The organism is Bradyrhizobium altum, from assembly GCF_020889705.1.
Taxonomy (GTDB): Bacteria; Pseudomonadota; Alphaproteobacteria; order Rhizobiales; family Xanthobacteraceae; genus Bradyrhizobium; species Bradyrhizobium altum.
Genome location: NZ_JACMYP010000123.1, coordinates 1 through 26,155, shown reverse-complemented (window position 1 = coordinate 26,155; position 26,155 = coordinate 1). Strand labels below are relative to the sequence as shown.

The 26,155-nt window shown below is 64.5% G+C and carries 26 protein-coding genes, 1 tRNA gene and 1 pseudogene; 11 read left to right on the top strand and 17 right to left on the bottom strand.

What is annotated here, in order from left to right; genetic code table 11:
- Window positions 1–403: HAD-IC family P-type ATPase (locus H8B02_RS26645; protein WP_229168980.1), on the top strand; the 403-nt coding region annotated here is incomplete at its 5' end.
- Between the two features lie 171 nt (window positions 404–574).
- On the opposite strand, the gene H8B02_RS26640 is transcribed toward H8B02_RS26645, so the two are convergent.
- From H8B02_RS26640 to trxB, 3 genes are all read right to left on the bottom strand, one after another.
- Window positions 575–1,492 (bottom strand): 4-hydroxy-tetrahydrodipicolinate synthase family protein, encoded by a 918-nt coding sequence (locus tag H8B02_RS26640; protein WP_229168979.1) that lies wholly within the window; start codon window positions 1,490–1,492, stop codon window positions 575–577.
- 546 nt (window positions 1,493–2,038) lie between these two features.
- Complete coding sequence (locus tag H8B02_RS26635) at window positions 2,039–2,959, bottom strand: LysR family transcriptional regulator (protein ID WP_029081982.1); 921 nt, start codon at window positions 2,957–2,959, stop codon at window positions 2,039–2,041.
- A gap of 2 nt (window positions 2,960–2,961) precedes the next feature.
- Window positions 2,962–3,927 (bottom strand): thioredoxin-disulfide reductase, encoded by a 966-nt coding sequence (gene trxB / locus H8B02_RS26630; RefSeq protein ID WP_229168978.1) that lies wholly within the window; start codon window positions 3,925–3,927, stop codon window positions 2,962–2,964.
- A 283-nt stretch (window positions 3,928–4,210) separates the two neighbouring features.
- On the opposite strand from trxB, the gene H8B02_RS26625 reads away from it, so the two are divergent.
- The gene (locus H8B02_RS26625) at window positions 4,211–4,690 is read left to right on the top strand and encodes an Lrp/AsnC family transcriptional regulator (protein ID WP_229168977.1); all 480 of its coding nucleotides are present in this window, start codon (window positions 4,211–4,213) and stop codon (window positions 4,688–4,690) included.
- Window positions 4,691–4,844: 154 nt separating this feature from the next.
- On the opposite strand, the pseudogene H8B02_RS26620 reads toward H8B02_RS26625, so the two are convergent.
- The 5 genes and pseudogenes from H8B02_RS26620 to H8B02_RS26600 all read right to left on the bottom strand — a co-directional run bounded on the left by H8B02_RS26620 (window position 4,845) and on the right by H8B02_RS26600 (window position 10,936).
- A pseudogene (locus H8B02_RS26620) lies at window positions 4,845–5,239 on the bottom strand (DoxX family protein).
- A gap of 350 nt (window positions 5,240–5,589) precedes the next feature.
- Window positions 5,590–6,063, bottom strand: coding sequence for a transcription elongation factor GreA (greA, locus tag H8B02_RS26615; RefSeq protein WP_229168976.1), 474 nt, complete (start codon window positions 6,061–6,063; stop codon window positions 5,590–5,592).
- A 197-nt stretch (window positions 6,064–6,260) separates the two neighbouring features.
- Window positions 6,261–9,725 carry a carbamoyl-phosphate synthase large subunit gene (gene carB, locus H8B02_RS26610; RefSeq protein ID WP_229168975.1) on the bottom strand — a complete coding sequence of 1,155 codons (3,465 nt, stop codon included), beginning with the start codon at window positions 9,723–9,725 and terminating at the stop codon, window positions 6,261–6,263.
- A gap of 368 nt (window positions 9,726–10,093) precedes the next feature.
- Window positions 10,094–10,169, bottom strand: a tRNA-OTHER gene (locus tag H8B02_RS26605).
- Window positions 10,170–10,246: 77 nt separating this feature from the next.
- Entirely contained in the window at window positions 10,247–10,936 is a 690-nt protein-coding gene (locus H8B02_RS26600) for a class I SAM-dependent methyltransferase (RefSeq protein WP_229168974.1), read from the bottom strand.
- 126 nt (window positions 10,937–11,062) lie between these two features.
- On the opposite strand from H8B02_RS26600, the gene H8B02_RS26595 reads away from it, so the two are divergent.
- Window positions 11,063–11,602 (top strand): Dps family protein, encoded by a 540-nt coding sequence (locus tag H8B02_RS26595; protein ID WP_229168973.1) that lies wholly within the window; start codon window positions 11,063–11,065, stop codon window positions 11,600–11,602.
- A 171-nt stretch (window positions 11,603–11,773) separates the two neighbouring features.
- Here H8B02_RS26595 and H8B02_RS26590 read toward each other — a convergent pair whose 3' ends face one another.
- From H8B02_RS26590 to carA, 4 genes are all read right to left on the bottom strand, one after another.
- Window positions 11,774–12,295 carry a hypothetical protein gene (locus H8B02_RS26590; RefSeq protein ID WP_229168972.1) on the bottom strand — a complete coding sequence of 174 codons (522 nt, stop codon included), beginning with the start codon at window positions 12,293–12,295 and terminating at the stop codon, window positions 11,774–11,776.
- A gap of 62 nt (window positions 12,296–12,357) precedes the next feature.
- The gene (locus H8B02_RS26585; RefSeq protein WP_229168971.1) at window positions 12,358–13,458 is read right to left on the bottom strand and encodes a mandelate racemase/muconate lactonizing enzyme family protein; all 1,101 of its coding nucleotides are present in this window, start codon (window positions 13,456–13,458) and stop codon (window positions 12,358–12,360) included.
- Between the two features lie 127 nt (window positions 13,459–13,585).
- The gene (locus H8B02_RS26580) at window positions 13,586–14,083 is read right to left on the bottom strand and encodes a PaaI family thioesterase (protein ID WP_229168970.1); all 498 of its coding nucleotides are present in this window, start codon (window positions 14,081–14,083) and stop codon (window positions 13,586–13,588) included.
- Between the two features lie 148 nt (window positions 14,084–14,231).
- Window positions 14,232–15,425: a glutamine-hydrolyzing carbamoyl-phosphate synthase small subunit gene (gene carA, locus H8B02_RS26575; protein WP_229168969.1), complete on the bottom strand. Its 1,194-nt coding sequence runs from the start codon at window positions 15,423–15,425 to the stop codon at window positions 14,232–14,234.
- 161 nt (window positions 15,426–15,586) lie between these two features.
- On the opposite strand from carA, the gene H8B02_RS26570 reads away from it, so the two are divergent.
- Genes H8B02_RS26570 through H8B02_RS26550 form a run of 5 tightly spaced genes read left to right on the top strand, consistent with a single transcriptional unit; the run spans window position 15,587 to window position 20,517 of the window.
- The gene (locus H8B02_RS26570) at window positions 15,587–16,288 is read left to right on the top strand and encodes an alpha/beta fold hydrolase (protein ID WP_212313349.1); all 702 of its coding nucleotides are present in this window, start codon (window positions 15,587–15,589) and stop codon (window positions 16,286–16,288) included.
- A 58-nt stretch (window positions 16,289–16,346) separates the two neighbouring features.
- Complete coding sequence (locus tag H8B02_RS26565) at window positions 16,347–16,802, top strand: GatB/YqeY domain-containing protein (protein WP_229168968.1); 456 nt, start codon at window positions 16,347–16,349, stop codon at window positions 16,800–16,802.
- A 15-nt stretch (window positions 16,803–16,817) separates the two neighbouring features.
- Window positions 16,818–17,279: a DUF1801 domain-containing protein gene (locus H8B02_RS26560; RefSeq protein ID WP_229168967.1), complete on the top strand. Its 462-nt coding sequence runs from the start codon at window positions 16,818–16,820 to the stop codon at window positions 17,277–17,279.
- A gap of 49 nt (window positions 17,280–17,328) precedes the next feature.
- Entirely contained in the window at window positions 17,329–18,849 is a 1,521-nt protein-coding gene (locus H8B02_RS26555; protein ID WP_229168966.1) for an FAD-dependent oxidoreductase, read from the top strand.
- A gap of 57 nt (window positions 18,850–18,906) precedes the next feature.
- Window positions 18,907–20,517 (top strand): acyl-CoA synthetase, encoded by a 1,611-nt coding sequence (locus H8B02_RS26550; protein WP_229168965.1) that lies wholly within the window; start codon window positions 18,907–18,909, stop codon window positions 20,515–20,517.
- Between the two features lie 225 nt (window positions 20,518–20,742).
- On the opposite strand, the gene H8B02_RS26545 is transcribed toward H8B02_RS26550, so the two are convergent.
- From H8B02_RS26545 to H8B02_RS26530, 4 genes are read right to left on the bottom strand one after another with little or no spacing between them, the layout of a single operon-like run.
- Window positions 20,743–21,210, bottom strand: coding sequence for an SRPBCC family protein (locus H8B02_RS26545; RefSeq protein ID WP_229168964.1), 468 nt, complete (start codon window positions 21,208–21,210; stop codon window positions 20,743–20,745).
- A gap of 32 nt (window positions 21,211–21,242) precedes the next feature.
- Window positions 21,243–21,710 (bottom strand): SRPBCC family protein, encoded by a 468-nt coding sequence (locus H8B02_RS26540; RefSeq protein ID WP_229168963.1) that lies wholly within the window; start codon window positions 21,708–21,710, stop codon window positions 21,243–21,245.
- Entirely contained in the window at window positions 21,703–22,167 is a 465-nt protein-coding gene (locus H8B02_RS26535) for an SRPBCC family protein (RefSeq protein ID WP_229168962.1), read from the bottom strand. Before H8B02_RS26535 ends, H8B02_RS26540 begins: the two co-directional genes overlap by 8 nt.
- Window positions 22,160–22,474 carry an ArsR/SmtB family transcription factor gene (locus tag H8B02_RS26530; protein WP_028343393.1) on the bottom strand — a complete coding sequence of 105 codons (315 nt, stop codon included), beginning with the start codon at window positions 22,472–22,474 and terminating at the stop codon, window positions 22,160–22,162. Before H8B02_RS26530 ends, H8B02_RS26535 begins: the two co-directional genes overlap by 8 nt.
- 120 nt (window positions 22,475–22,594) lie before the next feature.
- Between H8B02_RS26530 and H8B02_RS26525 the strand changes: the two genes are divergently transcribed.
- From H8B02_RS26525 to H8B02_RS26515, 3 genes are all read left to right on the top strand, one after another.
- Window positions 22,595–24,034: an LVIVD repeat-containing protein gene (locus H8B02_RS26525; protein WP_229168961.1), complete on the top strand. Its 1,440-nt coding sequence runs from the start codon at window positions 22,595–22,597 to the stop codon at window positions 24,032–24,034.
- 37 nt (window positions 24,035–24,071) lie between these two features.
- On the top strand, window positions 24,072–24,584 hold the full coding sequence (locus H8B02_RS26520; protein ID WP_229168960.1) for a hypothetical protein: 513 nt from the start codon (window positions 24,072–24,074) through the stop codon (window positions 24,582–24,584).
- A gap of 218 nt (window positions 24,585–24,802) precedes the next feature.
- Window positions 24,803–25,420, top strand: coding sequence for a LysE family translocator (locus H8B02_RS26515; RefSeq protein WP_229168959.1), 618 nt, complete (start codon window positions 24,803–24,805; stop codon window positions 25,418–25,420).
- Window positions 25,421–25,447: 27 nt separating this feature from the next.
- Here H8B02_RS26515 and H8B02_RS26510 read toward each other — a convergent pair.
- Window positions 25,448–26,155: FAD binding domain-containing protein (locus tag H8B02_RS26510; RefSeq protein ID WP_229168958.1), on the bottom strand; the 708-nt coding region annotated here is incomplete at its 5' end.

Here is a 26,155-nt window from a genome sequence, read left to right as displayed (position 1 = left end):
CAAGAGCGAGGTCGTGCAGCGGCTGCGCGGCGATGGCCGCACCGTCGCGATGGCGGGCGATGGCGTCAACGATGCGCCGGCGCTCGCCGCGGCCGATGTCGGCATCGCGATGGGCGGTGGCACCGATGTCGCGATCGAGAGCGCCGGCATCACGCTGCTCACCGGCGACCTGATGGGCCTCGTCCGGGCGCGGCGATTGTCGGTCGCGACCATGCGCAACATCCGCCAGAACCTGGCGTTCGCCTTCGTCTACAACGCCGCCGGCGTGCCGATCGCGGCCGGCGTGCTGTATCCGCTGTTCGGCATCCTGCTGTCGCCGATGGTCGGGGCCGCCGCGATGGCGCTGTCCTCGGTCAGCGTGATCGGCAACGCGCTGCGGCTGGCGAGGGTGAAGCTGGACTGAGCAACAGTGCCTCGTCCCACAAACGCGGAGCGAGGCAGTGCCACTGCGTAGCCCGGATGAACCGAAGCGAAATCCGGGCAGTCCTACCGTGTGCGCGACTCCCGGATTTCCCGGAGCCCCTCATCGGGCGCGCGTTCGCGCGACCCGTTGGCTGCATCGGGGCTACGGGAGTTAAGCCGGCTGCAGCAGAAGCTGCGCGCGCCGCTCCATCTCGGCATCGAGCCAGGTCGCGAGGTCCTCGCTCACCTCCACCATCGGCAGCCGCACCTCGGGGCTGTCGATCAACCCCTGTCGCCACAGCCAGCGCTTGGCCGGCGCGGGGCTTGGTTCCGCAAACAGCAGCCGGGTCAGGCCGACGACGCTCTGCCAGGCCGCCAGCGCCGCGTCGCGCTCGCCCTGCCGCAGCAGCGTGCGGATCGAAGCGAAGGTGTCTGTTTCCAGATGGGCGGACAGCAGGATCGCGCCGTCGGCGCCGTCCGAGAGCGCATCGAAGGTCTGCGCGTCCTCGCCGGTCAGCACGCGGAAGCCGGCGGGCCGGCGGTTGAGGAAGTCGATCGACTGCGCGCGGTCGGCAGAGCAATCCTTCATGCCGACGATGTTGGGATGTTCCGCGAGCGTCAGCAGCGTCTCATTGGTCAGGTTCACCGCCGTGCGATACGGAATGTTGTAGAGCACGACCGGCCACGACGCATGATCGGCCAGCGCGTTGAAGTGCTGCACGAGCCCGCGTTGCGAGGGCCTGATGTAATAGGGGCTCGCGATCAGGTAGCCGTTGATCGGCCAGTCGGCCGTATCATCCAGCGCATCCTTCATCCTGGCCGTAGAGGCGCCGGAGAGCCCGAGGCAGACCGGCAAATGGCGGGAGTTGGCACTGAGCTCGTCGAGCACGACGCTGACCAGGCCCTCCAGCTCATCGGTGCTGAGCGCCATGCCTTCACCGGAGGTTGCACCGAGGATGAACCCGTCGACGGGGCCGCTGGCATAGTGCCGCACCAGGCGGCGTAGCGAGGTGACATCGAGTTCGCCGTCGCGGAACGGCGTGATCAGGGGCAGCCAGAGGCCCTGCAATTGCTGGTGTAGCTCAGTCATGTTCCATCTCCTAAGGGGCAAAGCCGGAGACGGGACCAACAAAAAACCCCGTCCAAGCGGCGGGGTTTCGGGATCGGTTGAATGCGAAGGTGATCTTATCGCGCGCGATCTCGTGTCCCCGGGAGGGGAGCTTTTTTCGACGACAGAACGGCGCACGAAGTCGTGATCATTGGACAATGATGCTGCGCTGCGAGGTTGTTGTCAATCCGCTGACCGTGACGTGCGGCACGTTCGAGCATGACATCAAGGTGAAAGACCTAGAGGTGAAAGACATGGAGATGAAAAAAAGCCGGGCTCGAGTGAGCCCGGCTTAAGGTATTGGCCACGTGAGGCCGACACAATCACCTTCCAAGAGGGATTACTGAACTTCCGCGCCACTGGAGGAGGGGGACATATGCGCGACGCGACCGCTCAGCGTCTAAGCACTATGATCCCCATCGACGCCCTGCAGCAACTATCCAGGTCGCATGTCAGTCATGCGGAGATTTAGGGGCCTCTGGGGGCAGCGCGGAAGGCCTATAAACCAGCCCTATAAGGGCGGCTTAATCAGGACGGCCAGCGCTGCGCTTTGCTGACCACGAAGTCGCGGAACACCTGCACCCGGGCCACTGTCTTCAGCTCTTCCGGATAGACGAAGTAGGTGTCGAGCGCGATCGAGTCGGACTCGCCGAACAGCTGTACGAGGTTGTTCTGTTCGACCAGATAGTCCGGCAACGCGGCGATGCCGAGGCCCTGCTGGCAGGCGCGCACCAGGCCAAGGATGTTGTTGACCTTGAAGTAGGGTTCGCGCGGACCGGAGCCGTTGCGGCCGGCATCGATCAGCCAGCTGCGGTTCTGCAGATGCGGCGGCACCTGCGAGTCGCCGAGCATGATGATGCGGTGCGAGTCGAGATCATCCAGCGTCCGCGGCGTGCCGAAGCGCTTGATGTATTCCGGCGAGCAATAGGCATGGAAGCCGATCGAGAACAGCTTGCGCTGGATCAGGTCGGGCTGGGTCGGCTTGCGGGTGCGGATCGCCACGTCAGCCTCGCGCATCGACAGGTCGAGGTCCTCGTCGGTGACGATCAGCGAAATCCGGATGTCCGGATAGAGCGCGACGAACTCGTCGAGCCGCGGGATCAGCCAGTTGATGCCGAGCGCCGGCGGCGTCGTGATCTTGAGATCGCCGCTCGGCCGCTCGCGGCTGTCGGTGAGCTTTGCGCGCGCCGCCTGCAACTGCATGAACACGTCATGCGCGGTGCGGAACAGCAGGTCGCCCTGTTCGGTGAGGATCAGGCCGCGGGCATGGCGGTGAAACAGCGAGACCGAGAGCTCCTGCTCCAGTGCGCTGACCTGGCGGGAGACCGCCGATTGCGACAGGCCGAGCTGCTCGCCGGCATGCGTGAAGCTGCCAGCCTCCGCCGCCGCGTGAAAGACCTTCAGCTTGTCCCAATCCATATCCGTAAATCCGTCGCGAGAGCGTGCCATGATTATTCCGCCGCTGCGCGATCGCTCGCGCGAAGAGCAATGAAGCGTTCGGCCTCGAGCGCTGCCATGCAGCCGAGGCCGGCGGCGGTGACCGCCTGCCGAAAGGTTTCGTCCGCCACGTCGCCCGCGGCGAACAAGCCGGGCACCGAAGTCGCCGTGGAATTCGGCGCCACCTCGACATAGCCCGACGGTTTCAGCTTGATCTGGCCTTTGACGAGCTCCGTCGCCGGCGCATGGCCGATCGCGACGAAGACGCCGTCGGTCTTGAGGTCGGTCAGTGCGCCGGTCTTGACGTTCTTGAGCCGCACATGGGTGACCTTGTTCGGGTTCTCCGACCCGCAGATCTCGTCGATCGCGGAATCCCACACCACCTTGATCTTGGGATGCTTGAACAGCCGCTCCTGCAGGATGCGCTCGGCGCGGAAATGATTGCGGCGATGCACGATGGTGACTTGCGAGGCATGATTGGTCAGGTACAGCGCTTCCTCGACCGCGGTGTTGCCGCCGCCGACCACCACGACCTCCTTGCCGCGGTAGAAGAAGCCGTCGCAGGTCGCGCAGGCCGACACGCCGCCGCCCTGGAATTTCTCTTCCGAGGGCAGTCCGAGCCAGCGCGCCTGGGCGCCGGTGGCGAGGATGACAGTTTCGGCGAAATAGACGTCGCCGGAATCGCAGGTCAGACGAAACGGGCGGTGGCCGAGCTCCAGCTTGTTGACGAGATCGGTGACGATCTTGGTGCCGACGTGGGCCGCCTGCTTCTCCATCTGCTCCATCAGCCAGGGGCCCTGGATCACATCGGCGAAGCCGGGGTAGTTCTCGACGTCGGTGGTGATGGTGAGCTGCCCGCCCGGCTGAATGCCCTGGATCAGGATCGGTTCGAGCATCGCGCGCGCCGCGTAGATCGCTGCGGTGTAACCGGCGGGGCCGGACCCGATGATGACGACCTTGGCATGGGTAGGCGCGGGCATTGTGAGATCCCTCTGTTTTGGGGATTTTGATCAAGGACTTGTGCGGGAAGCGCCCCGGAAACGCGTCACGGCGGCGCCAAAAGTGTCAAATCCAAGTCTAGGATATCTGGGAAGCTATGCAAGATTTGCAATCCATGGCAGCGATTTTTCCCCGGAACTGAAGTCACATTCGCGAAATCGTGCGCTGCACGCGCAATAAAATTGCGCAATGCCGGCTGCCTGCGCTATGAGAGTTGCCGGCAGACCTGCCAAACCTTCCGAACCCTGAGGGAACCCAAGTCGCGTGTCGAAGAACCTTGACGAGATCGACCTCAAAATCCTCGCCGAGATCCAGGCCGATGGCCGAATCACCAATGTGGAACTCGCCAAACGCGTCGGGATCTCGCCGCCGCCCTGCCTGCGCAGGGTCCGTGCGCTGGAGGAGGAGGGCTACATCCAGGGCTACCGCGGCCTGCTCGATCCGCGCCGCCTCGGCTACGACGTCACGGTGTTCGCCTCGGTGCATCTGTCGAGCCAGGCCGACGCCGATCTACGCGCCTTCGAGAACTACGTGCGCGCCGAGCCGTTGGTGCGGGAATGCTGGATGTTGTCCGGCGAAGTCGATTTCATCCTCAAATGCGTCGCTCCGGACATGGCGACCTTCCAGGATTTCGTCACCCACCTGACGGCCGCGCCGCATGTGCGCAACGTGAGGACGTCGCTGGTGCTGCACAATTCGAAATACGAAGCCGCGGTGCCGTTGGGCGTGAAGGCGGCGGGCTGACGAGCGGAGCCCGTCATTCCGGAGCGATGCGTCAGCATCGAATCCGGAATCTCGAGATTACCCGATGCGCGCTTGCGCATCTGAGGTCTGGTGCTTGCGCACCAGACCGGAATGACGTCGTTGTTGTCGGTTAGGTGAGACTCGCTTGGAGTCGTTACCTCTTGCCCATTGCAGCGTCGACGCTGATCGGGCCGGGCCCGAGGTCGCGAGATACAGGCAAGCAAAGCAGAATGCGATTGCAAGACTGCCGTTGTTGAGCAGCGGATAGAAGCCTTTGGGGAAATGGCCCATGAAGTAGGCGAAGGCCATTTCGCCTGCCAGGATGAAGGCCACGATCCGCGAAAAGAGGCCGATCATCAGCAACCCGCCAAGGATCAGTTCGAGCGTGCCGGCTGCTCCGATCAATGAGAACAGTTCGACTTTCTCGAACATTGTCCCGGGCGGGAATTTGAAAAGCTTTGCGACGCCAAACTGGAACAGCAGCAGCCCTGTGATGAATCGAAACAGGCTGAGCGCCAGCGGCTGAAGCTTGGATAGTGTCTGGTCCATTGTCATTAACCCCCTGTTTGACACGCTGGAACATTGCACGATGCAGAAACACACGGTGTCCGCCACCCGAGTGTGATGTCAACACCTTGCACCTGGAATCATTCCTCGCTCCACGGAAGTTGCGCGAGAACGCACCAGTGACACGGTGACGCGCCGCGATGCGTGTTGCGACGCAATCATCGGCTCCGCCCCAGTCCCCGACATGGTTATACTGCATAAACATGTCACGGCCTCACTAGTATGCCGCTTACCGCTCTCCACTCACATTGCTGTCAGACGGGGGAAAAACGCGGGCACAAAAAAAGCCGCGTGCAACACGCGGCCTTTTTGCACCAGTCACGTCAAGGTAACTACCGCCACTCGACCTTGGTGATCTCGTAGGCCTTGGCGCCGCCCGGCGCCATCACTTCGACGGTGGTGCCCTTCTTCTTGCCGATCAGCGCGCGCGCCAGCGGCGAGGTGATGGAGATGCGGCCCTTCTTGGCGTCGGCCTCGACCTCGCCGACGATCTGCCACACCGCCTTCTTCTCGGTGTCCTCATCGATCAGCGTCACGGTCGCGCCGAACTTGATGGTGTCGCCGGACAGCTTCGAAATGTCGATGATGTCGGCGCGCGCGAGCTTGTCCTCGAGCTCGGCGATGCGGCCTTCGTTGTGCGACTGCTCTTCCTTGGCGGCGTGATACTCGGCGTTCTCCGAGAGATCGCCATGCGAGCGCGCTTCCGCAATGTGTTCGATGATGCGCGGACGATCCTCCGACTGGCGTCGCTTCAACTCGTTCGTCAGCGCGGCGTATCCGCCCGCGGTCATCGGAACCTTATCCATCATCTTCGTCCTTCATCGTGCGCGCCCGGCGGCCGTGCACGAATATCCAGTTCAGCTAACGCAGGAATCAGGACGCGAACGCGCCCGGAAGCCCAGTGATTTTCGGCCCCGCTAAGGGCCGTGACAACATCCAATCGCGCGGTGAGTTCCAGCCATTCGGCAAATTGACCGCTTCGGGCCTTCAGCCCGGGCAGCGGTCAGCTTTCGGAAAAGTAACTCTGAAGCGTGCGGACCTCAAGGTCCCCGTCCCGATAGGCCCGGATCCCCCGCGCGGCCGCCACCGCGCCTGAAAGAGTGGTGTAATATGGCACTTTATGCAAGAGGGCAGCCCGCCGCAGCGAACGGCTGTCCGCCAGGGCCTGCGGACCTTCGGTGGTATTGAAGACCAGCTGGACGTCGCCATTGGTGATGGCGTCGACGATGTGCGGACGCCCTTCGAGCACCTTGTTCACCTTTTCCGTCGGCACGCCGTGATCGCTGAGATAGCGTTGCGTACCCGAGGTTGCCATCACCTTGAAGCCGAGCGAGTGCAACAGCCGCACCGCATCCGCAATGCGCATCTTGTCGTCGCCACGCACCGAGACGAACACCGTGCCCTGCCGCGGCACGCGCGTGCCGCCGCCGAGCTGGCTCTTCGCGAATGCCACCTCGAACGAGCGGTCGATGCCCATCACTTCGCCGGTCGAACGCATTTCCGGTCCGAGCACGGTGTCGACGCCGGGGAAGCGCGCGAACGGGAACACCGATTCCTTCACGCCGACATGGTCGAGCTTCTTCTTCTTCAGCTTGAAGTCGGCGAGCTTTTCGCCGGCCATGATCCGCGCCGCGATCTTGGCGACCGGCATGCCGATCACCTTGGCGACGAACGGCACGGTGCGGGACGCGCGCGGGTTGACCTCGAGCACGTAGATCTCGCCGTCCTTGATGGCGTATTGCACGTTCATCAGGCCGACCACGTCGAGGCCGAGCGCGAGCTCGCGGGTCTGCCGCTCCAGCTCCTCGATGGTCTTCGCGTCGAGTGAATGCGGCGGCAGCGAGCACGCGGAGTCGCCGGAATGGATGCCGGCTTCCTCGATGTGCTCCATGATGCCGACGATGAAGGTGTCCTTGCCGTCGCAGAGGCAGTCGACATCGACTTCGGTCGCATCGGACAGATAGCGGTCGAACAGCAGCGGGTTCTTGCCGAGCACGGTGTTGATCTGCCCGGTCTTGTCGTTCGGGTAGCGTGCCTTGACGTCGGCGGGAACCAACTCGGGCAGGGTGCCGAGCAGGTAATCGTTGAGCTGGGTCTCCTCGCGGATGATCTGCATCGCGCGGCCGCCCAGCACGTAGGACGGACGCACCACGAGCGGCAAGTCGAGATCGGCGGCCACCAGGCGTGCCTGCTCGACCGAATAAGCGATGCCGTTCTTCGGCTGCTTGAGGCGGAGCTTGTCGAGCACGCGCTTGAAGCGGTCGCGGTCCTCGGCGAGGTCGATCGCATCCGGCGAGGTGCCGAGGATCGGCACTTCGGCGGCTTCGAGCGCGCGGGCAAGCTTCAGCGGGGTCTGGCCGCCGAATTGCACGATCACACCGTGCAGCGTGCCGTTCTTGCGCTCGGTTGCGACGATCTCCAGCACGTCTTCGGCGGTGAGCGGCTCGAAATACAGCCGGTTCGCGGTGTCGTAGTCGGTCGACACCGTCTCCGGATTGCAGTTGACCATGATGGTCTCGTAGCCGGCGTCCTCGAGCGCGAAGCAGGCGTGGCAGCAGCAATAGTCAAACTCGATGCCCTGGCCGATGCGGTTCGGCCCGCCGCCGAGAATGATCACCTTGTTGCGGTCCGAGGGCGCGCTCTCGTCGGCCAGCTCGCCCGCGAACGGCCGCTCATAGGTCGAATACATGTAGGCGGTGGGCGAAGCGAACTCGGCCGCGCAGGTGTCGATGCGCTTGAACACCGGGCGCACCCCGAGCGCGTGGCGCTTGGCGGTGACGTCGGCTTCGGTGGTTTCCGTGAGCACGGCGAGCCGCGCATCGGAGAAGCCCATCGCCTTCAGCGTCCGCATTGCGAACGCGTTCGGCGGCAGGCCGTTGCGGCGGACCTTGTCCTCCATCTCGACGATGGCGCGCATCTCCGCCAGGAACCAGGGGTCGATCTTGCAGGAGTTGAAGATCTCCTCGTCGGTCCAGCCGAGCCGCATCGCTTGCGCGACCTGCAGGATGCGGTTCGGCGTCGGCGTGCCGAGCGCTGCGCGGATCGCGTTCTTGTCGTCGCCGCGGCCGAGCCCTTCGATCTCGATCTCGTCGAGGCCGGTCAGGCCGGTCTCGAGTCCGCGCAGGGCCTTTTGCAGGCTCTCCTGGAAGGTGCGGCCGATCGCCATCACCTCGCCGACCGACTTCATCGACGTGGTCAGCGTGGAGGAGGCGCCGGGGAATTTCTCGAACGCAAAGCGCGGAATTTTCGTGACGACGTAATCGATGGTCGGCTCGAACGAGGCGGGGGTGGCGCCGCCGGTGATGTCGTTGGCGATCTCGTCGAGCGTGTAGCCGACCGCGAGCTTGGCTGCGACCTTTGCGATCGGGAAGCCGGTGGCCTTCGAGGCCAGCGCCGACGAGCGCGACACGCGCGGATTCATCTCGATCACGACCATGCGGCCGTCGACGGGGTTGATGCCGAACTGGACGTTGGAGCCGCCGGTCTCGACCCCGATCTCGCGCAGCACGGCCAGCGAGGCGTCGCGCAGGACTTGGTATTCCTTGTCGGTCAACGTCAGGGCCGGCGCGATGGTGATGGAATCGCCGGTATGCACGCCCATCGGATCGAGGTTCTCGATCGAGCAGATGATGATGCAATTGTCCTTTTTATCGCGCACCACCTCCATCTCGTACTCTTTCCAGCCGAGCACGCTTTCCTCGATCAGCACCTCGTTGGTCGGCGAGGCGTCGAGCCCGCGCTCGATGATGTCGAGGAACTCTTCCTTGTTGTAGGCAATGCCGCCGCCGGTGCCGCCCATGGTGAACGAGGGCCGGATGATCGCCGGCAAGCCGATCTCCGACAGCGCCATCAGCGCCTCGCCGAATGCGTGCTCCTGATAGCGTTTGCGGCGTTCGTTCTCGCCAAGCGTCCACTGCCGTTCGAGTTCTTCCAGCGCCTCGCCGGACAGCTTCTCCCGCTCGGCAAGGTATTTATCGCGGTAGGACTTCTTCAGCGCCGAGGCGTTGGCGAGCCGCGATTTTGGCGTCTCCAGCCCGATCTTGGTCATGGCCTCGCGGAACAGCTGGCGGTCCTCGGCCTTGTCGATGGCATCAGCGGTGGCGCCGATCATCTCGACGTCGAACTTGTCGAGCGTGCCCTGCCGGCGCAACGAGAGTGCGCAGTTCAGCGCGGTCTGGCCGCCCATGGTCGGCAACAGCGCGAAGCCGCCCGGGATGACGTTGCGCTCCTTCTCGATGATCTTGCCGACGATCTCGGGGGTGATCGGTTCGATATAGGTCGCGTCCGCCAGTTCCGGATCGGTCATGATGGTGGCCGGATTGGAATTGACGAGGACGACGCGGTAACCCTCTTCCTTCAGAGCCTTCACCGCCTGCGTGCCGGAATAGTCGAATTCGCAGGCTTGGCCGATCACGATGGGACCGGCGCCGATGATCAGGATGGTGGAGATGTCGGTTCTTTTGGGCATCAGCTCTCGCGGACTGGAATTTGGGCACAAAAAAAGGGCGCGCGTCCCGCGCGTCCCTCGAGCCATGCGCTACATCTTGTAGCGCCGGAAGCGCGATCCCTCGCGCGCGGGTGGTCTTTAGACCAGTTTCCGCACCTGCGAAACCCCCAAAAACGCCCAATCAACTGCGATTCTGGGGGAAATTCCTCATTCGACCTATGCCCGGTTGGGGGTGCTCGGGGGCGGGGTGGCTTGCCGGGAGCAAGGTTTCGGCTCTGTCCTGTCCGTCCTGTCCGTCTACGCTTTCGCTGCGCTCAAGCTGCGCCGGACACGCTTTGCCCCGCCGGTCCTGCGTGGCTGCGCCACGCGTAGCCCGTCAGGGCGAAGCGTGGAGGCCCGGCCTGGAGTTGAACCAGGATAAACAGTGTTGCACCACTGCCGCGTCGACGCTTCCGCCACCGGGCCGAGTGGATCATTGCTGATTATTTCAGCGGCCGCTACGTTTACTTTTGGTTAACCCTAATATTTTGTGCAACCTCTGATCAGTGGTGCGCCACGAATGTCATCCGCCACGGATTGTGCCCGATGTTGCGCGGGGCGCGCGTGGCGTCAAAGCCCGCGGCGGCGAGCTTCGCGATCATCTCGTCCTCGCGGTAGCGCTGCAGCCCGATCCTGGTGCGCAGCTGCCGGTAATCGGACAGTGCGGTCGAGGCGAGCCCGATCAAGGCGTCGCGCAGGAAGCCATGGGTCGCCGCAAAGCGCAGCAGCGCGATGACGTCCCTGGCCATGCCGACTTCGGGCCGCAGGATATCGCCGAGCACGAAACGGCCCGAGGGTTTCAGCAGGCGGTGGATCACGTCGAACGCGGAGTCGAGCTCCTGCGGCGTCATGTATTGCGCCACCGAGTTCATCACCACGAGGTCGATCGAATCCGCCGCCATGTTCTTCAGCTCATCGAGCGAGCGGACGCGGATCCTGGTGTCGTATGCGAAGCGCGCGACCAGGCGGCCGCGCACGCCGGGCGCCGGCTCCGCCAGATAGAGCTGGGCGCAGGCATTGGCGACCTTCGCCGCCGACAGCGCCTCACCGCAGGCATAGTCCAGCACCACGGCGTCGGGCGAGGTGATGTAGCCGATGATGTCGTTTGCGATGACCTGGAAATGCAGGTCGCGGTGCAGTCGGCTGGCATAGATCGTATGCGTGGAATCGTAATAGTCGATCCATTCATCCATCGCGTTTGGTATCCGGCAGAACGGGTTCCTGACTTCCAGGAACAGGTGGGCTGATGATGCGTTAGCGGTCCGGCGGCCAATGTTCAATGCGCCGAAATACGGGGGTTCCTAACAGGAAGGTCCAACGTGAGCAAAGCCAAGAGTGACGCTAAGACTGACAAGATCTCGCCCGATCTCGACACGCCGAACGATCTCCCGCAAGCCGCGGTGGATACGATCTCGGCCTCGCTCAACACGCTTCTGGCGGACGCCTTCGCGCTTTACCTGAAGACCAAGAATTTTCACTGGCACGTCAGCGGCCGGCATTTCCATGATTACCATTTGTTGCTGGACGAGCAGTCGGACGCGATCTTCGCGACCACCGACCAGCTCGCCGAGCGGGTACGCAAGCTCGGCGGTGCGACGCTGAGGTCGATCGGCGATATCGCCAAGCATCAGACCATCAAGGACAATGACGAGGACTTTGTCCCGCCGCGCGAAATGCTGCGCGAGTTGATGGAAGACAACAAGCACATGGCGGCAGCGATGCGCAAGGCGCACAAGCTCGCCGACGACCATGAGGATTCCGGCACCGCCGGCCTGCTCGAAACCTTCATCGACGAGACCGAGCGCCGCACCTGGTTCCTGTTCGAGGCAAGCCGCCAGGAAGGCAGCAACGCGGCCTGAGTTTCACCCTCTCCCCTTGTGGGAGAGGGTGGCGCAATCGAGCGGAGCGAGATGAAGCCGGGTGAGGGGTCTCTCTCCGCGGATGCAGACCCCTCATCCGTCGCGGATTTCATCCGCGCCACCTTCTCCCACAAGGGGAGAAGGGAAGGACGAGCAGTGCTCGTTGGAGCATCACCGCCTCCACAGCCGCACCAGCGGCCCGTTCTTGCCCATCACCGGATCGGTCGCGGGGATCGCCACCAGCGGGATCGTCTTCAGCGCCTTGGCGTGATTCTCCGGCGTCGGCCGTTGCAGGTCCATCGGCGGGCCCGGCGGATAGGCGCCGACCACGCTGAAGTCGCCGCTCGCCGACAGGCATTGATGCCCGGTGCCGGCCGGCAGGATCGCGACGTCGCCGGCCGCAATCTCGAGCGCGCGCCCGTGCTCGCCGCCGAACCGCACGCGCGCGCTGCCACGGGCGACGCCCAGCACCTCGTGCACGGTGGCGTGGTAATGCGCGAAGTCGTAGACGCCATTCCGCCACATCGCGCCCCAGCCGTTGTCGCCGAACAGCTGCTCGATCGTGGCCTCGAGATTTTTGCCGACGTCGACCGCGGCCTTGTAGACCAGGAACGGCATCGGATTGTTCGGCACCAGGCCGTCGTCTTGAAAGACGAAGGTCTGGGGTTCGGCATCCTTGCTCACCACCGGCATGGCGGCTCTCCAGCGTTGCGAGGGGCGGTGATATCAAACCGTCGGTCCCGAAACCGTTCCCGCTAGATCTTGAACTTCAGCACCTCGTCCTTGAATTGGAGCCCATGCCCCGGCCGCTCCGGCGCCGTGATCATGCCATTGGCAATCTGCGGCGGATCGACCCAGAGGTCGTCGATCAGGGCCATGTTCTCGCACCAGATGCCGTTCGGGATGGACGCCAGCAAGTGCACGTTGAGTTCGGGGAACAGATGCGGCGCGATCGTGATGCCGAACGTGTCCGCAAGCGCCGCGATCTTGCGCAGGTCGGTCATGCCGCCGCGCATCGGGTCGGGTTGCAGGATCGGCAGGCAGGGATTGAGAAAGAACGGCCGCAGATCGTAGCGCGTGAAATGCGTCTCGCCGCCGACGACGCGCATGTCGAGCGCCGCCGCGATGCGCTGATAGCCGGCGAAATCATCGGCCGGCACCGGCTCCTCGAGCCAGTAGATATCGTACTTCTCGAACTTGCGTCCCATCTCAATGGCGACATCGGCGCTCCAGCCCATGTTGACATCGATCATGATATCGATGTCGGGCCCGAGCGCCTCGCGCATGCGGCGCACATTGTCGAGATCCTGCGCCGGCGTGTGAACATGCGCGACCTGCATCTTGATCGCCTTGTAGCCCTGCTTGACGAAATGCAGCGCCTTTTCGATCATCCCGTCGCCGCCGGCGCCGCGGAAGCAGCCGGAACCATAGATCGGGATTTCCGAGCGATAGTGCCCCCACAGCCGGTGCAGCGGCAGGCCGGCGCGTTTTCCCACCGCATCCCACAGCGCGATGTCGAGCGCCGACATCGCCATCGCGGCGATGCCGCCGCGGCCATAGGTCATCGTCGCCGTCCACAGATCGCGCCAGATCGCCTCGATCGCGGTGGCATCCTTGCCGATGACGCGCGGGATGATGCACTCGTCGAGGCAGGCCGCGATCGACATCATCGCCGGGCGGAACACGAAGAGATAGCCCATGCCGGTGACGCCGCCGGAGGTCTCAACGTCGCAGATCAGGATGTCGCGTGTCGTGCCCAGCGCTGCGCCCTTCAGCCAGCGATCGTCGGCCCAGGGCAGCCGCAGCATTGTGACGCGGATGTCGCGGATGGTCATGTCTGGATTGGCTGAGGTCATCGGACGTTTCCTTCCTTCCAGGCCGGATCATGTTGCCTGATCTCGGACAGGGGAACTCAATCACAGAGCACTGCTGCCAATCCAGCGCGCTTCGTCATGCCTCCAATGCGCCAAGACGCGATTGCCTTCAGGCGCTTTTGGGAAGCTCGAACACCATGCAGGTCGTGGTCGCGTGTGCGATCAGCTTGCCGTTCCCATCGGTGATGCGGCCTTCGGCGGTCGCGGCGCGACGGCCGGCGTTGAGCACCCGACCCTCGGTGCGGATCTTGCCCGTGTCCTGGCTCATGCCGCGGACAAAGGAGATCTTGAACTCCAGCGTGGTGTAGCCCGAACCCTTCGGCAGCGTGGTCTGCACCGCGAGCGCCATCGCGGAATCGAGCAGGATCGCGACATAGCCGCCATGCACCGAGCCGATCGGGTTGTAGTGGCGCAGCCCGGGGATGCTGTGGATCACCACATGGCCCGGCTCGGCGGTGCAGTCGAACGGCTCGACGTTTTCCATGATCGGCGGCTCCGGCAGGGTGCGGGCGAAGATGCCGCGCACGAAGTCGAGCCCCGGCATCGACGCCATCACCTCGATCGAGGAGATGCCGTAGACGGGCTTCGGGTTGGCGCTGTCGGTCATGTCGGGCAATCCTGCTGCTTGATGATCGTCATCATATGACGAGTAGCTTGGCAGAGTCCGCTCATGCAAGGCGTGACAAAAGATCATGCCCGGACCAGGTGGTCCGGGCATGCGGTAATCCATGAAGGGCTGCGCCGACGGCCGCGATCTACGCGGCCTGCTTCTTCTTCCGCATCAAATCGGCGAAGCGTTGGAACAGATAGTGCGAGTCGCGTGGGCCGGGTGAGGCCTCGGGGTGGTACTGCACCGAGAACACCGGCTTGCCCTCGAGCGCGATGCCGCAATTGGAGCCGTCGAACAGCGAGATATGGGTCTGCGTCGCGCCATCAGGCAGCGTCGCCTGGTCCACCGCAAAGCCGTGGTTCATCGAGGTGATCTCGACCTTGCCGGTGGTCTCGTCCTTGACCGGATGATTGGCGCCGTGATGACCCTGATGCATCTTCATGGTCTTGGCGCCGACGGCGAGGCCGAGCATCTGATGGCCGAGGCAGATGCCGAAGGTCGGCGTCCCCGAAGCGATCACCTTCTGGATGACGGGCACGGCATATTTGCCGGTCGCGGCGGGATCGCCGGGGCCGTTCGACAGGAACACGCCGTCCGGCTTCATCGCCAGGATATCCTCGGCCGCCGTCGTCGCCGGCACCACGGTCACCTTGGCGCCGACACCGGCGAGCAGGCGCAGGATGTTGCGCTTGATGCCGTAGTCGATCGCAACCACGTTGAACTCCGGCGCGGTCTGCCGGCCAAAACCCTTGCCCCACTCCCAGGGGGTCTCATCCCAGGTGAAGCGCTGGCCGGAGGTGACCATCGGCACCAGGTCCATGCCCTCGAGGCCGGGCCATTCGCGGGCCTCTTCCTTCAGGCCGTGCAGGTCGAACTCGCCGTTCCTGGCGTGCGCGATCACGGCGTTGGGCATGCCCTTGGAGCGGATCAGCGCGGTCAGCGCCCTTGTGTCGATGCCGGACAGGCCGATGATGCCGCGCGCCTTCAACCACTGATCGAGATGCTTGGTGGCGCGGTAGTTCGAGGGATCCGTGATCGCCGAGCGCAGGATCACGCCGCGCGCGCCGGGTGTCGCGGCCATGTTCACCGTCTCGATGTCTTCCTCGTTGGTACCGACATTGCCGATATGCGGGAAGGTGAAGGTGATGATCTGCCCGGCATAGGACGGATCGGTGAGGATCTCCTCATAGCCGGTCATCGCGGTGTTGAAGCAGACCTCGCCGACGGCGTGGCCTTCCGCGCCGAGACCGAAGCCTTCCAGCACGGTACCATCGGCGAGCACAAGGAGCGCGGTCGGTTTGTGGTCCGGCCAGGCGGGAGCGTTTTCGGGGGTTGTCATGAGCCCTTTAAATAGTCGCCGCACCCTGCGGCGTCAAAGCGAAAGGGCACGGATTCACACGGCAATACCCGCCGATTTGACAGGCCTGAACGGCCTTTTAATCTAAAGTTCCTTGAAGCGGCCGTTTGCTTGCCGAAAATGACCCGGTCCGGAGCTCCCGCATGGACAATACGATGCCGATCCTGCTCGTCCCGGGCCTCATCTGCTCACCGCGGATCTTTGCCCCGGTCATCCCGGCGCTGTGGCGGTGCGGGCCGGTCACGGTCGCCAACCATGTCAGGGACGACAATATGGGGGCGATCGCCCGCCGGATTCTGGCCGAGGCGCCGCCGCGCTTTGCGCTCGCCGGACATTCGATGGGCGGCTACATCGCCTTCGAGATCATGCGCCAGGCGCCCGAGCGGGTGGCGAAACTGGCGCTGATGAGCACCCAGGCGAGGGCTGACACGCCGGAAGCAACCGCACGCCGCCGCGGCATGATCGAGCGTGCCAAAACCGGTCAGTACCGGAGCGTGGTCGACGAGCTGTTTCCGGGCTTCGTGCATCCGTCGCGGCAGGGCGATGCAAACCTGCGCCGGATCGTCGAGGACATGAGCGAGGATGTCGGCGCCGAGGCCTTCATCCGCCAGCAGAACGCGGTGCTCAGCCGGCCGGATTCGCGGCCGAGCATGGCCTGGATCAAGTGCCCGACCCTGGTGCTGACGTCGGATACCGACAACACCGTTCCGAACTTATTGTCGGACGAGATGGCCAACGGCATTCCCGGGGCAAAGCTCGTGGTGCTCGCCAATTGCGGTCACCTGCCGCAACTGGAGCAGCCGCAGGCCTGCGCCGATGCGCTGGTTGAATGGCTCAGGAACTAGGTTGTCCAGTCGTCCCAAACTGCCTACATGAAGGCATTACCGGCTTAAGGACATCAGGATGCTGCGCGACGACATCAATACGGCGGTCAAGGAAGCGATGAAGGCGAAGGACGAGCGCAAGCTCTCCACGCTGCGCATGGTCAATTCGACCATCAAGAACGCCGACATCGACGCGCGCGGGCAGGGCAAGCCGCCACTGTCCGATGCCGACCTTCTGAGCGTCCTGCAGAAGATGATCAAGCAGCGCCAGGAATCGGTCGAGCTCTACGACAAGGGCGGCCGCGCCGAGCTCGCCGCCCAGGAGCGCGAGGAGATCGCCGTGATCTCCGCCTATCTGCCGAAGCAGATGTCCGACGACGACGTGAAGGCCGCGATCGCGGCTGTTATCGCCGAGACCAATGCCGCCGGGATCAAGGACATGGGCAAGGTGATCGGCGCCTTGAAGGCGAAATACGCCGGCCGGATGGATTTCGGCAAGGCCAGCGGCCTGGTGAAGGCGGCGCTCGCAGGATAGCGGCGGAGGCTTCCGGTGTTTCGTGTCGCGGCGGACAGTCTGGAAGCCTACCTGGCGTTTGATCCCGGCCGGACCGCGGATCTCGAACAACTGCATGCGGTGATGCGAAAGGCCGCGCCTTCGCTCAAGCGGCACTTTCATGCGGGCACGCCAGCTGCCGGCATGCGCATGAACATGATCGGCTACGGTCAGTTTCGCTATGCGATCAAGTCCGGCAAGACGGCGGTCTGGCCCGTGATCGGGCTGGCGCTGCAGAAGAACTACATCAGCGTCTATGTCGCGGTGACCCGTGGCGGCAAGCCGCTGGTGTCCTGCTATGCCGGCAAGCTCGGCGAATTGCGGGCGGGCGGCAACAATTTCAGCTTCGAGGCGTTTGTTGATCTGAAGGCGCCTGCCGTTGCGGCGCTGTTCGCCGAGGCCGCCGATATCTTCAAAGCCGATCTGGAGAACCCGGTCCGCTACATGCAGGGAAGCTGATGAGGGCGGCGCCCTCGGGGTGACGTTCTGGAAAAACTGGAGACAGGCCATGGCCGATCAGCAAGCTCCTTCCGGTCCGGATCTGACGCAGGGCGTGGCCCTTTCCGAATTCCCGGGCCCGATGTTGCTCGGACATGTCGGTGACGAGGACGTGCTGCTGGTCCGCTCGGGCGCAGATATCTTCGCCATCGATGCGCATTGCAGCCATTACCATGGCCCGCTCGCCGAAGGCCTGGTCGAAGGCGAGACCGTCCGTTGCCCGTGGCATCACGCCTGTTTTGACATTCGCACCGGCGAAGCGACCGCCGCGCCCGCCTTCAACCCGCTCGCGGTCTGGAAGGTCGAGCGCGAGGGCGATCGCCTCATCGTGCGTGAGAAGCGCGAGCAGCCAAAGCTCCGCGTCAAGGGCCCGGTCGATGCGCCCGGCAAGATCGTGATCGTCGGCGGCGGCGCGGCCGGCTTTGCCGCCGCCGAGATGCTGCGACGCCAGGACTATCGCGGCAGCATCGTCATGCTGAGCGGCGAGACCGCGCCGCCGCTGGATCGGCCGAACCTGTCGAAGGACTTCCTCGCCGGCAGCGCACCGGAAGACTGGCTGCCGCTGAAGCCGGACAATTTCTATGCCGACGCGGTGATCGATCTACGACTCCGGACCGAGGTCAAGTCGGTCGACACCGGCCGCCGCAACGTCGTGCTCGCCGGCGGCGAAACAATTCCCTATGACCGGCTGCTGCTGGCGACCGGCGCGGAGCCGGTGCGGCTGCCGATCCCGGGCGTGGACCAGCCCCATGTTCATGTGTTGCGCACCCTCGACGATTGCCGGGCGATCATCGCCTCGGCCAGCGGAGCGCGCCGCGCGGTTGTGATCGGCGCAAGCTTCATCGGGCTGGAGGTTGCGGCCTCGTTGCGCGCGAGGGAGATCGAGGTTCACGTGGTCGGGCTGGAACAGCGGCCGCTGGAGCGCGTGCTCGGACCTGAGATGGGCGATTTCGTCCGCGCGCTGCACGAGGAGCATGGCGTCGTCTTCCACCTCGGCGACACCGTGACCGCGATCGACGGCAAGCGCGCGCGCCTGAAGAGCGGGCCGGTGCTCGATGCCGACCTCGTCGTGCTCGGTGTCGGCGTGAAGCCGCGGCTGGCGCTGGCGGAGGGAGCAGGGCTCGCGATCGATCGCGGCGTGAAAGTGGACGCCTATCTCGAGACCAGCGTCCCCGGCATCTACGCGGCCGGCGATATCGCGCGCTGGCCCGATCCGCACAGCGGCGAGAACATCCGGGTCGAGCACTGGGTGGTGGCTGAGCGCCAAGGCCAGACCGCCGCGCGGAATATGCTAGGGCAGCGCGAGGTCTTCGATGCGGTGCCGTTCTTCTGGAGCCAGCACTACGACGTGCCGATCAACTATGTCGGCCACGCCGAGCAGTGGGACGAGATCGCGGTGGACGGCGGCATCGCCGGCAGGGATTGCATGCTCCGCTACAAGCGCGGCGGGCGCGTGCTCGCGGTCGCGTCCATCTATCGCGACCGCGAAAGCCTTGAGGCCGAGATCGCAATGGAGCCGGCGGCAGCCTGACCGCCTTCCCCGCAAGGAGGGGTTTGTGGTCCGACGGCAATCGTCTACTCTGTAGCCATGCTTCACGAAGCCAAAACCTACGACGAGCTCTACAGCAACTTCCGCTGGGGCGTTCCCGCGCGTTTCAACATGGCGACCGCCTGCTGCGATCGCCATGCCGACGGCACCGGCCGGCTCGCGCTGGTCTATGTCGATGAGGATGGCGGCACCACGCGTACCTCGTTCGACGAGGTCGCAGACGCCTCGCGCCGCTTCGCCAATGTGCTGAACGCCGACGGCCTGGTGCGCGGCGACCGTGTCGCGGTATTCCTGTCGCAATCGCTCGAATTGCCGGTCGCGCATCTTGCGGCGTTCCGCGCGGCTCTCATCTCGATCCCGCTGTTTGCGCTGTTCGGCGAGGACGCGCTCGAATTCCGCCTGTCGAACTCCGCGGCGAAAGCCATCATCACCGATGAGGCCGGCTGGGAGAAGATCGCCAAGATCCGCGATCGCCTGCCCGAGCTGAAGAGCGTTTACATCGTCGGCGATAAGACGCCGGCCGGTACCAAGTCATTCTGGAGCGCGATCAAGTCGGCGTCCCCGGAATTTGCCACCGTCGACACCTCGGCCGACGATCCTGCATTGATCATCTACACGTCCGGCACCACCGGCAATCCGAAGGGCGCGCTGCATGCGCACCGCGTCGTGCTCGGCCATCTGCCCAATGTCGAGATGTGCCACAACTTCCTGCCCCGGCCGGGCGACCTGATGTGGACGCCGGCCGACTGGGCCTGGATCGGCGGCCTGATCAACGGCCTGTTCGCGTTCTGGTACCACGGCATTCCGATGGTCGGTCGCCGCGCCCGCAAGTTCGAGCCGCAGGCGGCGATGCAGATGATGGCCGACCTTGGCATCCGCAACGTGTTCCTGCCGCCGACCGCGCTGAAGCTGATGCGGCAGGCCAATGTGAAAAATTCCGGGGTCAGGCTGCGCAGCATCTTCACCGGCGGCGAGTCGCTCGGCGGTGAGCTTCTGGGCTGGGTGCGCGAGACCTTCGGCATCGATGCCCATGAGGTGTTCGGGCAGACCGAATGCAACCTGGTGATCGGCAGCAATTCCAATCTGTTTCCGATCCGTCCGGGCTCGATGGGCCGCGCCACGCCGGGCTTCGACGTTCGCATCGTCAACGACAACGGCGAGGAGCTGCCGCGCGGCCAGCGCGGCATCATCGGCGTGCGCCAGCCGTGCCCCTGCACCATGATCGAATACTGGCGCAATCCGGAAGCCACCGCGAAGAAGTATGCCGGCGAATTCCTTTTGACCGGCGATCTCGGCGTGCAGGATGAGGACGGCTATTTCTGGTACGTCAGCCGCGAGGACGATGTCATCACCACCGCCGGCTATCGCGTCGGCCCGTCCGAGATCGAGCACACGTTGATGAAGCATCCGGCGGTCGCGATGTCGGCGGTGGTCGGCATCCCCGATCCGATCCGCACCGAATCGATCAAGGCCTGGATCGTGCTGCGGCCGGGCCATGCGCCGAGCGATGCACTGGCGCGCGAAATCCAGGAGTTCGTCAAGGTGCAACTCGCCGCGCACGAATATCCGCGCTTCGTGCAGTTCGCTGACAGCCTGCCGATGACGGCGACCGGCAAGGTGCTGCGGCGGGAGTTGCGGGCGCTGGGATAACTCTCTCCACCGTCGTCCCGGCCTCCACCGTCGTCCCGGCGAAGGCCGGGACCCATTACCACCGCTCTAAGCGGTTAGAATTCGCTGGGACCACAGCATCGCGCAACACAAGCATTTGTGGTTATGGGTCACGGCCTTCGCCGGGACGACGGTGGAGTACGACGCGCATCGCTCGCCTTACGTCGGCATCGGGATTCCCAATTCCTTCAGCGCGGCCAGCATGCGCTACGGGGGCTGCATCGGGATCACCATGGCCTTGCCGGTCTCCACGAGGCTCTTCAGGCTGGAGAGGATCGCCGGCCAGCCGGTGCGGCCGCCGGACAGGATGTCGTCGCTGATCGGGCGGTCATGCGATTGCAGCAAGGTCAGCTTCACGCCGTCGCCGGCTGGCTCGATCTCGTAGGTGACGAGCGTCGGCCCGAGCTTTTCGACGAGCTGCGGCCAGTTGACGTTGAATGTCACGGTCAGCCGCTTCAGCGGATCGCACGCGATCACCTCGCCGGAGATGTGCAGCGCGCCGTCGGGCGTGCGCACGATGTAGGCGCCGCCGACCCGAAGATCGACCTCGACCGCGTTGCCGGAGAAATATTGCCGGCTGAGTTCGGCATTCGTCAGTGCCTGCCATACCTTCTCCGGCGTGGCGGCGATGTAGATCGCATAGATGATCGCCGGTTTGAATTTCTCGATGTTCATGTCCGCACGTGTCCTTCGATAGATTTTCATTGTCATTCGAAGCCGTCGATCCCGAGCGCGGCAGGCGGGATCGTGACCGCCTTGCCGGTCTCGAGCAGGCTTTTGAGCCCGGACAGGATCGCCGGCCAGCCCCTGGAAATGCCGTCGAGCAGTTTGCTGCCCACGCCGAAGCCCTCATGGGTCACGGTCAGCTTCACGATCGCGCCATGGGGCTCGAGCGTGAAGACCACTTTGGTCGCCGGCTCCTTGCGCATCTCCTCGTCGCGCACGTGCTTGAAGGTATAGGCGAGGCGCCGCGGCGGATCGGCCTCGAGGATTTCGCCGGTGTCGGTGGTCTCGCCGCCCGTCACCAGCGCGAGCGGCGAGCCGACCTTCCAGTCCGATTTCAGCTCGGTGTCGAACCAGTACTGTCGCGTGAAGCTACTGTTGGTCAGCGCGTCCCACAATCTGTCCGGCGTGGTTTCGATATAGGTGACGTAGACGAATTCGGGCTTAGGCATGGTAGGCCTCCCTGGCGCCGCTCGTCAGCAGGTCGGCCGGCAATTCGCGTCCGGTCTCCAGGAAGCTCTTCAGGCTTGCAATCACCATCGGCCAGCCGCCGGAGATGTCGCGCAGCGTCTTCGGACCGAGGTTGTCGTGCGTCACGGTCAGCTTGACGACCCCTCCGAGCGGTTCGATGTCGAAGGTCACGCGCGAGACCTGCTCGCGCGCGACGCCTTCCTTCACCACGTCCCAGCTATAGGCGAGCTTGTTCGGCGGATCGGCGACCAGCACCTCGCCCTGCACACTGCGGCTGCCGTCCTTGACGAAGCAATAGGGCGAGCCGACCCTCCAGTCGGAGTTGACGCGATAGCCGAACCAGAATCGTTCGGTGAACTCACTCGATGTCAGCGCGTGCCACAGCTTCTCGGCCGTGGTCTCGATATAGGTAACATAGACGTAATCCGGCTTACTCATCACGCTTCTCCAATTGCCGTTTCAATTCGCTGAGCGCGGCGAGCTTCCCGCGCTCGAACTTCCTGATCCACCGCTCGCCGATCTGATGGATCGGGACCGGGTTGAGGTAGTGCAGCTTCTCGCGGCCATGCTTGATCGTGGTGACGAGGTTGGCCTCCTCGAGAATCACAAGGTGCTTGGTGACGGCCTGACGCGTCATGTCGAGGCCGTCGCAGAGCTCGCCGAGCGTCTGCCCGTTCTGATCGTGAAGCCGGTCAAGCAGCGTCCGCCGTGAGGCATCCGCGAGGGCTTTGAAGACTTCATCCATGGGTCAGATAATATGCAACCAAATGGTTGCATGTCAAGAGCGTGTGTTTGGACGCGGATATCGCCGTGCTAGCGTTCCGCACAGCCAACGCAGATTGGCGTGGAACTTGGGGTGGTGCGCATGGGTGGTCGCGTTACGGCGGTTTGCTGCACGTTTCTTCTTGTCCTGCTCGCAGATGGTGCGAGTGCCCAGCAGAAGATCGGCGACCCGCCCGAAGCCTCCAACATGCGGCTGGTTGGAACCAGCGACCTGCAGGCGCGCAGCGCCTATCAGCCAACCATCCATCACCAGGGCGACAAATGGATCGCCTATATCGGCCATCACGGCGGCACCGACGACATTCCCGATCCCGTCAATCCGATGACCGACAAGGCCGAGCCGAACGGCACCTCGATCGTCGACGTCACCGATCCCGCGCATCCGAAATATCTGCGGCACATTCCCGGACAGGAAGGCAAATATGAATCCGGCGGCGCGCAGATGGTGCGGATCTGCGACGGCAAGGATTTGCCGAAGGGTGATCGCAACGCGGTCTACATGCTGCGCACCTTCGGCAGCGAGGCGCATGAGATCTGGAACGTCGCCGATCCCGCCAATCCCGTGCTGGTCACCCGGATCGGAGGGCTGAAGGACACGCACAAGAATTTCTGGGAATGCGAGACAGGCATCGCCTTCCTGGTGTCGGGCGCGCCGGACTGGCGCACCCGGCGCATGACGCAAATCTATGATCTCTCCGACCCCGCGCAGCCAAAGAAGATCAGGGATTTCGGCCTGCCCGGGCAGGAGCCGGGCGCTACCGGCGCGGTGCCGACCGAACTGCACGGGCCGATCTCGACCGGGCCGAAGGGCAACCGCGTCTATTTCGGCTACGGCACCGACAAGGGCGGCTTCCTGCAGATCGTCGATCGCGACAAGCTGTTGAACGGGCCGAAGGAGCCGACGCCGGACAATCTGAAATTCCCGGAGATCGCGCGGATGCCGCTGTCGGCGATGAACGGCGCGCACACGGTGTTCCCGATGCCGGACATGCCGATCGCGGAGTTCGCCCATGACAAGGACGGCAAGAGCCGCGACATCGTGATGATCGTCGATGAGGCGATCCAGAACGAATGCGGCGAGGCGCGGCAGATGGTGTGGTTCGCCGACGTCACCACCGAGGCGCGGCCGATGCTGATCTCGAGCTACACCGTGCCCGAGGCCTCGGGCTCGTTCTGCGAGCGCGGCGGCCGTTTCGGTTCGCATTCCTCGAACGAGAGCATGGCGCCGGTCTATTACAAGAAGCTCGCCTTCATCGCCTTCTTCAACGCTGGCGTCCGCGCGCTCGATATCCGCGATCCCTATCATCCCAGGGAAGTCGGCTACTTCATTCCGGCCATCACAGCGGCGACCGACAAGCGCTGCGTCACGATCGACGGCAAGGACCGCTGCAAGGTCGCGATCCAGACCAACAATGTCGAGACCGACGAGCGCGGCTATATCTACGCGGTCGACCGCGCCAACACCGGCCTGCATGTTCTTGAACTGACCGGCGCGGCGCGGGCCGTCGCCGGTCTGCCGTGAGCAGGCGATGATGCGCTCATGGCCGGTCATCGCGGTGATGTTCCTGGCGCTCGGCGGCCTCTCGGCCGTGGCCGGCTACGAGATGGCGCCGCCGCGGGCCGCGCAATGGCGCGAGATCGCCTGGCCATTCCCGCGCGACGGCTGGCCCGCCAGCCGCGCCTTTCGGTGCGGCGCGGCCGAGTGCGGCACTGAGGTCGAGGTCTATCTCCGGCCGAAGTTCGGCTTCTGCAACTGCGACAGCGGCGTCGGCGATGACGACGAGGTCGATCGCGTTTCCGATGTCGACATGATCAGCCCGCGCTTTGTGCCGCGGAAGACGGGCGATGTCGTTGATGTCGCCGATATGCGCGGACGGATCAGGGCGTATGATATCGAGATGCCCGGGGGGAAGCGTACCGCCATCGGCATCGCGGCCTCGCATCGCTGCGATCTCATGGCGGTGGCGGCGCAGGGTGGGGGAGATGCGGCGCAGGTGCAGCGGGCAACGTTGAAGTTTCTGGAGTCGCGAGAGATGAAAACGTGGATGACGGCCGCGATGGAAGGTCGCTGAATTGGGTTCCCTTACCTCGCCCCGCTTGCGGGGAGAGGTCGGATCGCATCGCTAGATGCGATCCGGGTGAGGGGGTACAGGTCTATCCACTTTCACCGCCTGGCGGAGGGAGCCCCTCACCCCAACCTCTCCCCGTGAAGGACCGGGAGAGGGAGCAGACCGCTTCCATGTCCGCTGCTCACGTGCATAATGACGATAACAAAGCAGAAGAGCCCCCAATGTCCCTGCAAGCCTATTTCGCCTTCGTCGCCGCCTGCATCGCGCTGGCGCTGTTGCCCGGTCCGATCGTCACGATGGTGATCGCCAACGGGCTGCGCTACGGCACGCGGGCCGCGCTCACCAATGTGCTGGGTGCGCAGGTCGGGCTCGCGATCGTGATCGGCATCGTCGCGGTTGGGTTGACCTCGCTGATGGCGACGATGGGCTACTGGTTCGACTGGGTGCGCTTTGCCGGCGCCGCCTATCTGGTCTGGCTCGGCATCAAGCTGATCCGCTCGCCGGTCGAGGGCGTCGGCATCGACGATCGGCCGCCACCGCCGCGCGGCGGCTTCTTCCTGCAGGGCTTTCTGGTGCTGCTCTCGAACCCGAAGGTCTTGGTGTTCTTCGGCGCCTTCATTCCGCAGTTCATGGACATGGACAAGCCGCACATTCCGCAGGTGGCGCTGCTCGGCGTCACCTTCATGGCGACCGCCGTGCTGACCGACGCCGCCTACGCGCTGGCGGCCGGCCGCGCCCGCAAGTTCTTCTCCAAGGAGCGGACGCGGCTGATGTCGCGCGTCTCCGGCGGCTTCATGATCGGCGGCGGCATCTGGCTGGCGCTGACCCGGGCGCGGTAATCAGGCGCGCCCGGAACGGCTGCAGCGCTACACGGCGATCCGCTCGACCACGTCGCGGACGAGGCCCGTCAGCAGGTCGAGCTTGTAGCCCGTCATCGTCAGCGGCCTGGCCCCCGATGTTGCCAATTCGGCGGCCTGCGCGATGGTCGACGCGTTGGCCGGCTTTCCTTGCAGCGCCGCGGCGCATGCCGTGAGCCGCAGCGGGACCGGGGCGATGCCGCCGGCGGTGATCTGGACCTCGCCGAACACGCCGCCTGATATCACGGCCCGCACGCAGATCTCGACCAGCGGCCATTCCGCGTATGAGCGGCTGATCGCGCGCTTGTAGAGCGCGCGCTCGCCGGCCAGCGGGGCAGGGAGTTCGATCCGCTCGATCCGTTCGCCCGATGCGAGCAGGTTGTCGACCGTGCCATTGCTGCCGTCGCCGAGCAGGTCTGAAATCGACAATCCGTTGCGCCGGTCCGTGGTGACCTTTGCATCGTAGGCCAGCAGCGCCATCGCCATGGTCGACGGATGCGGCGCCACGCACGGGCCGAGATCGAACGCGACGTGATAGAGATGATTGCCCGATCGTGCCGGACAATCGGAGCCGCCCTTCTTGAGACAGGCGATCTGCGGATTGCGGAAATACCAGCAGCGCGAGCGCTGGGCGAGGTTGCCGCCGAGCGTTGCCATGTGCCGGATCTGCGGCGTGGCGAGGCCCTGCGCGGCCGCGGCGATGCCGGGATAGGCCTG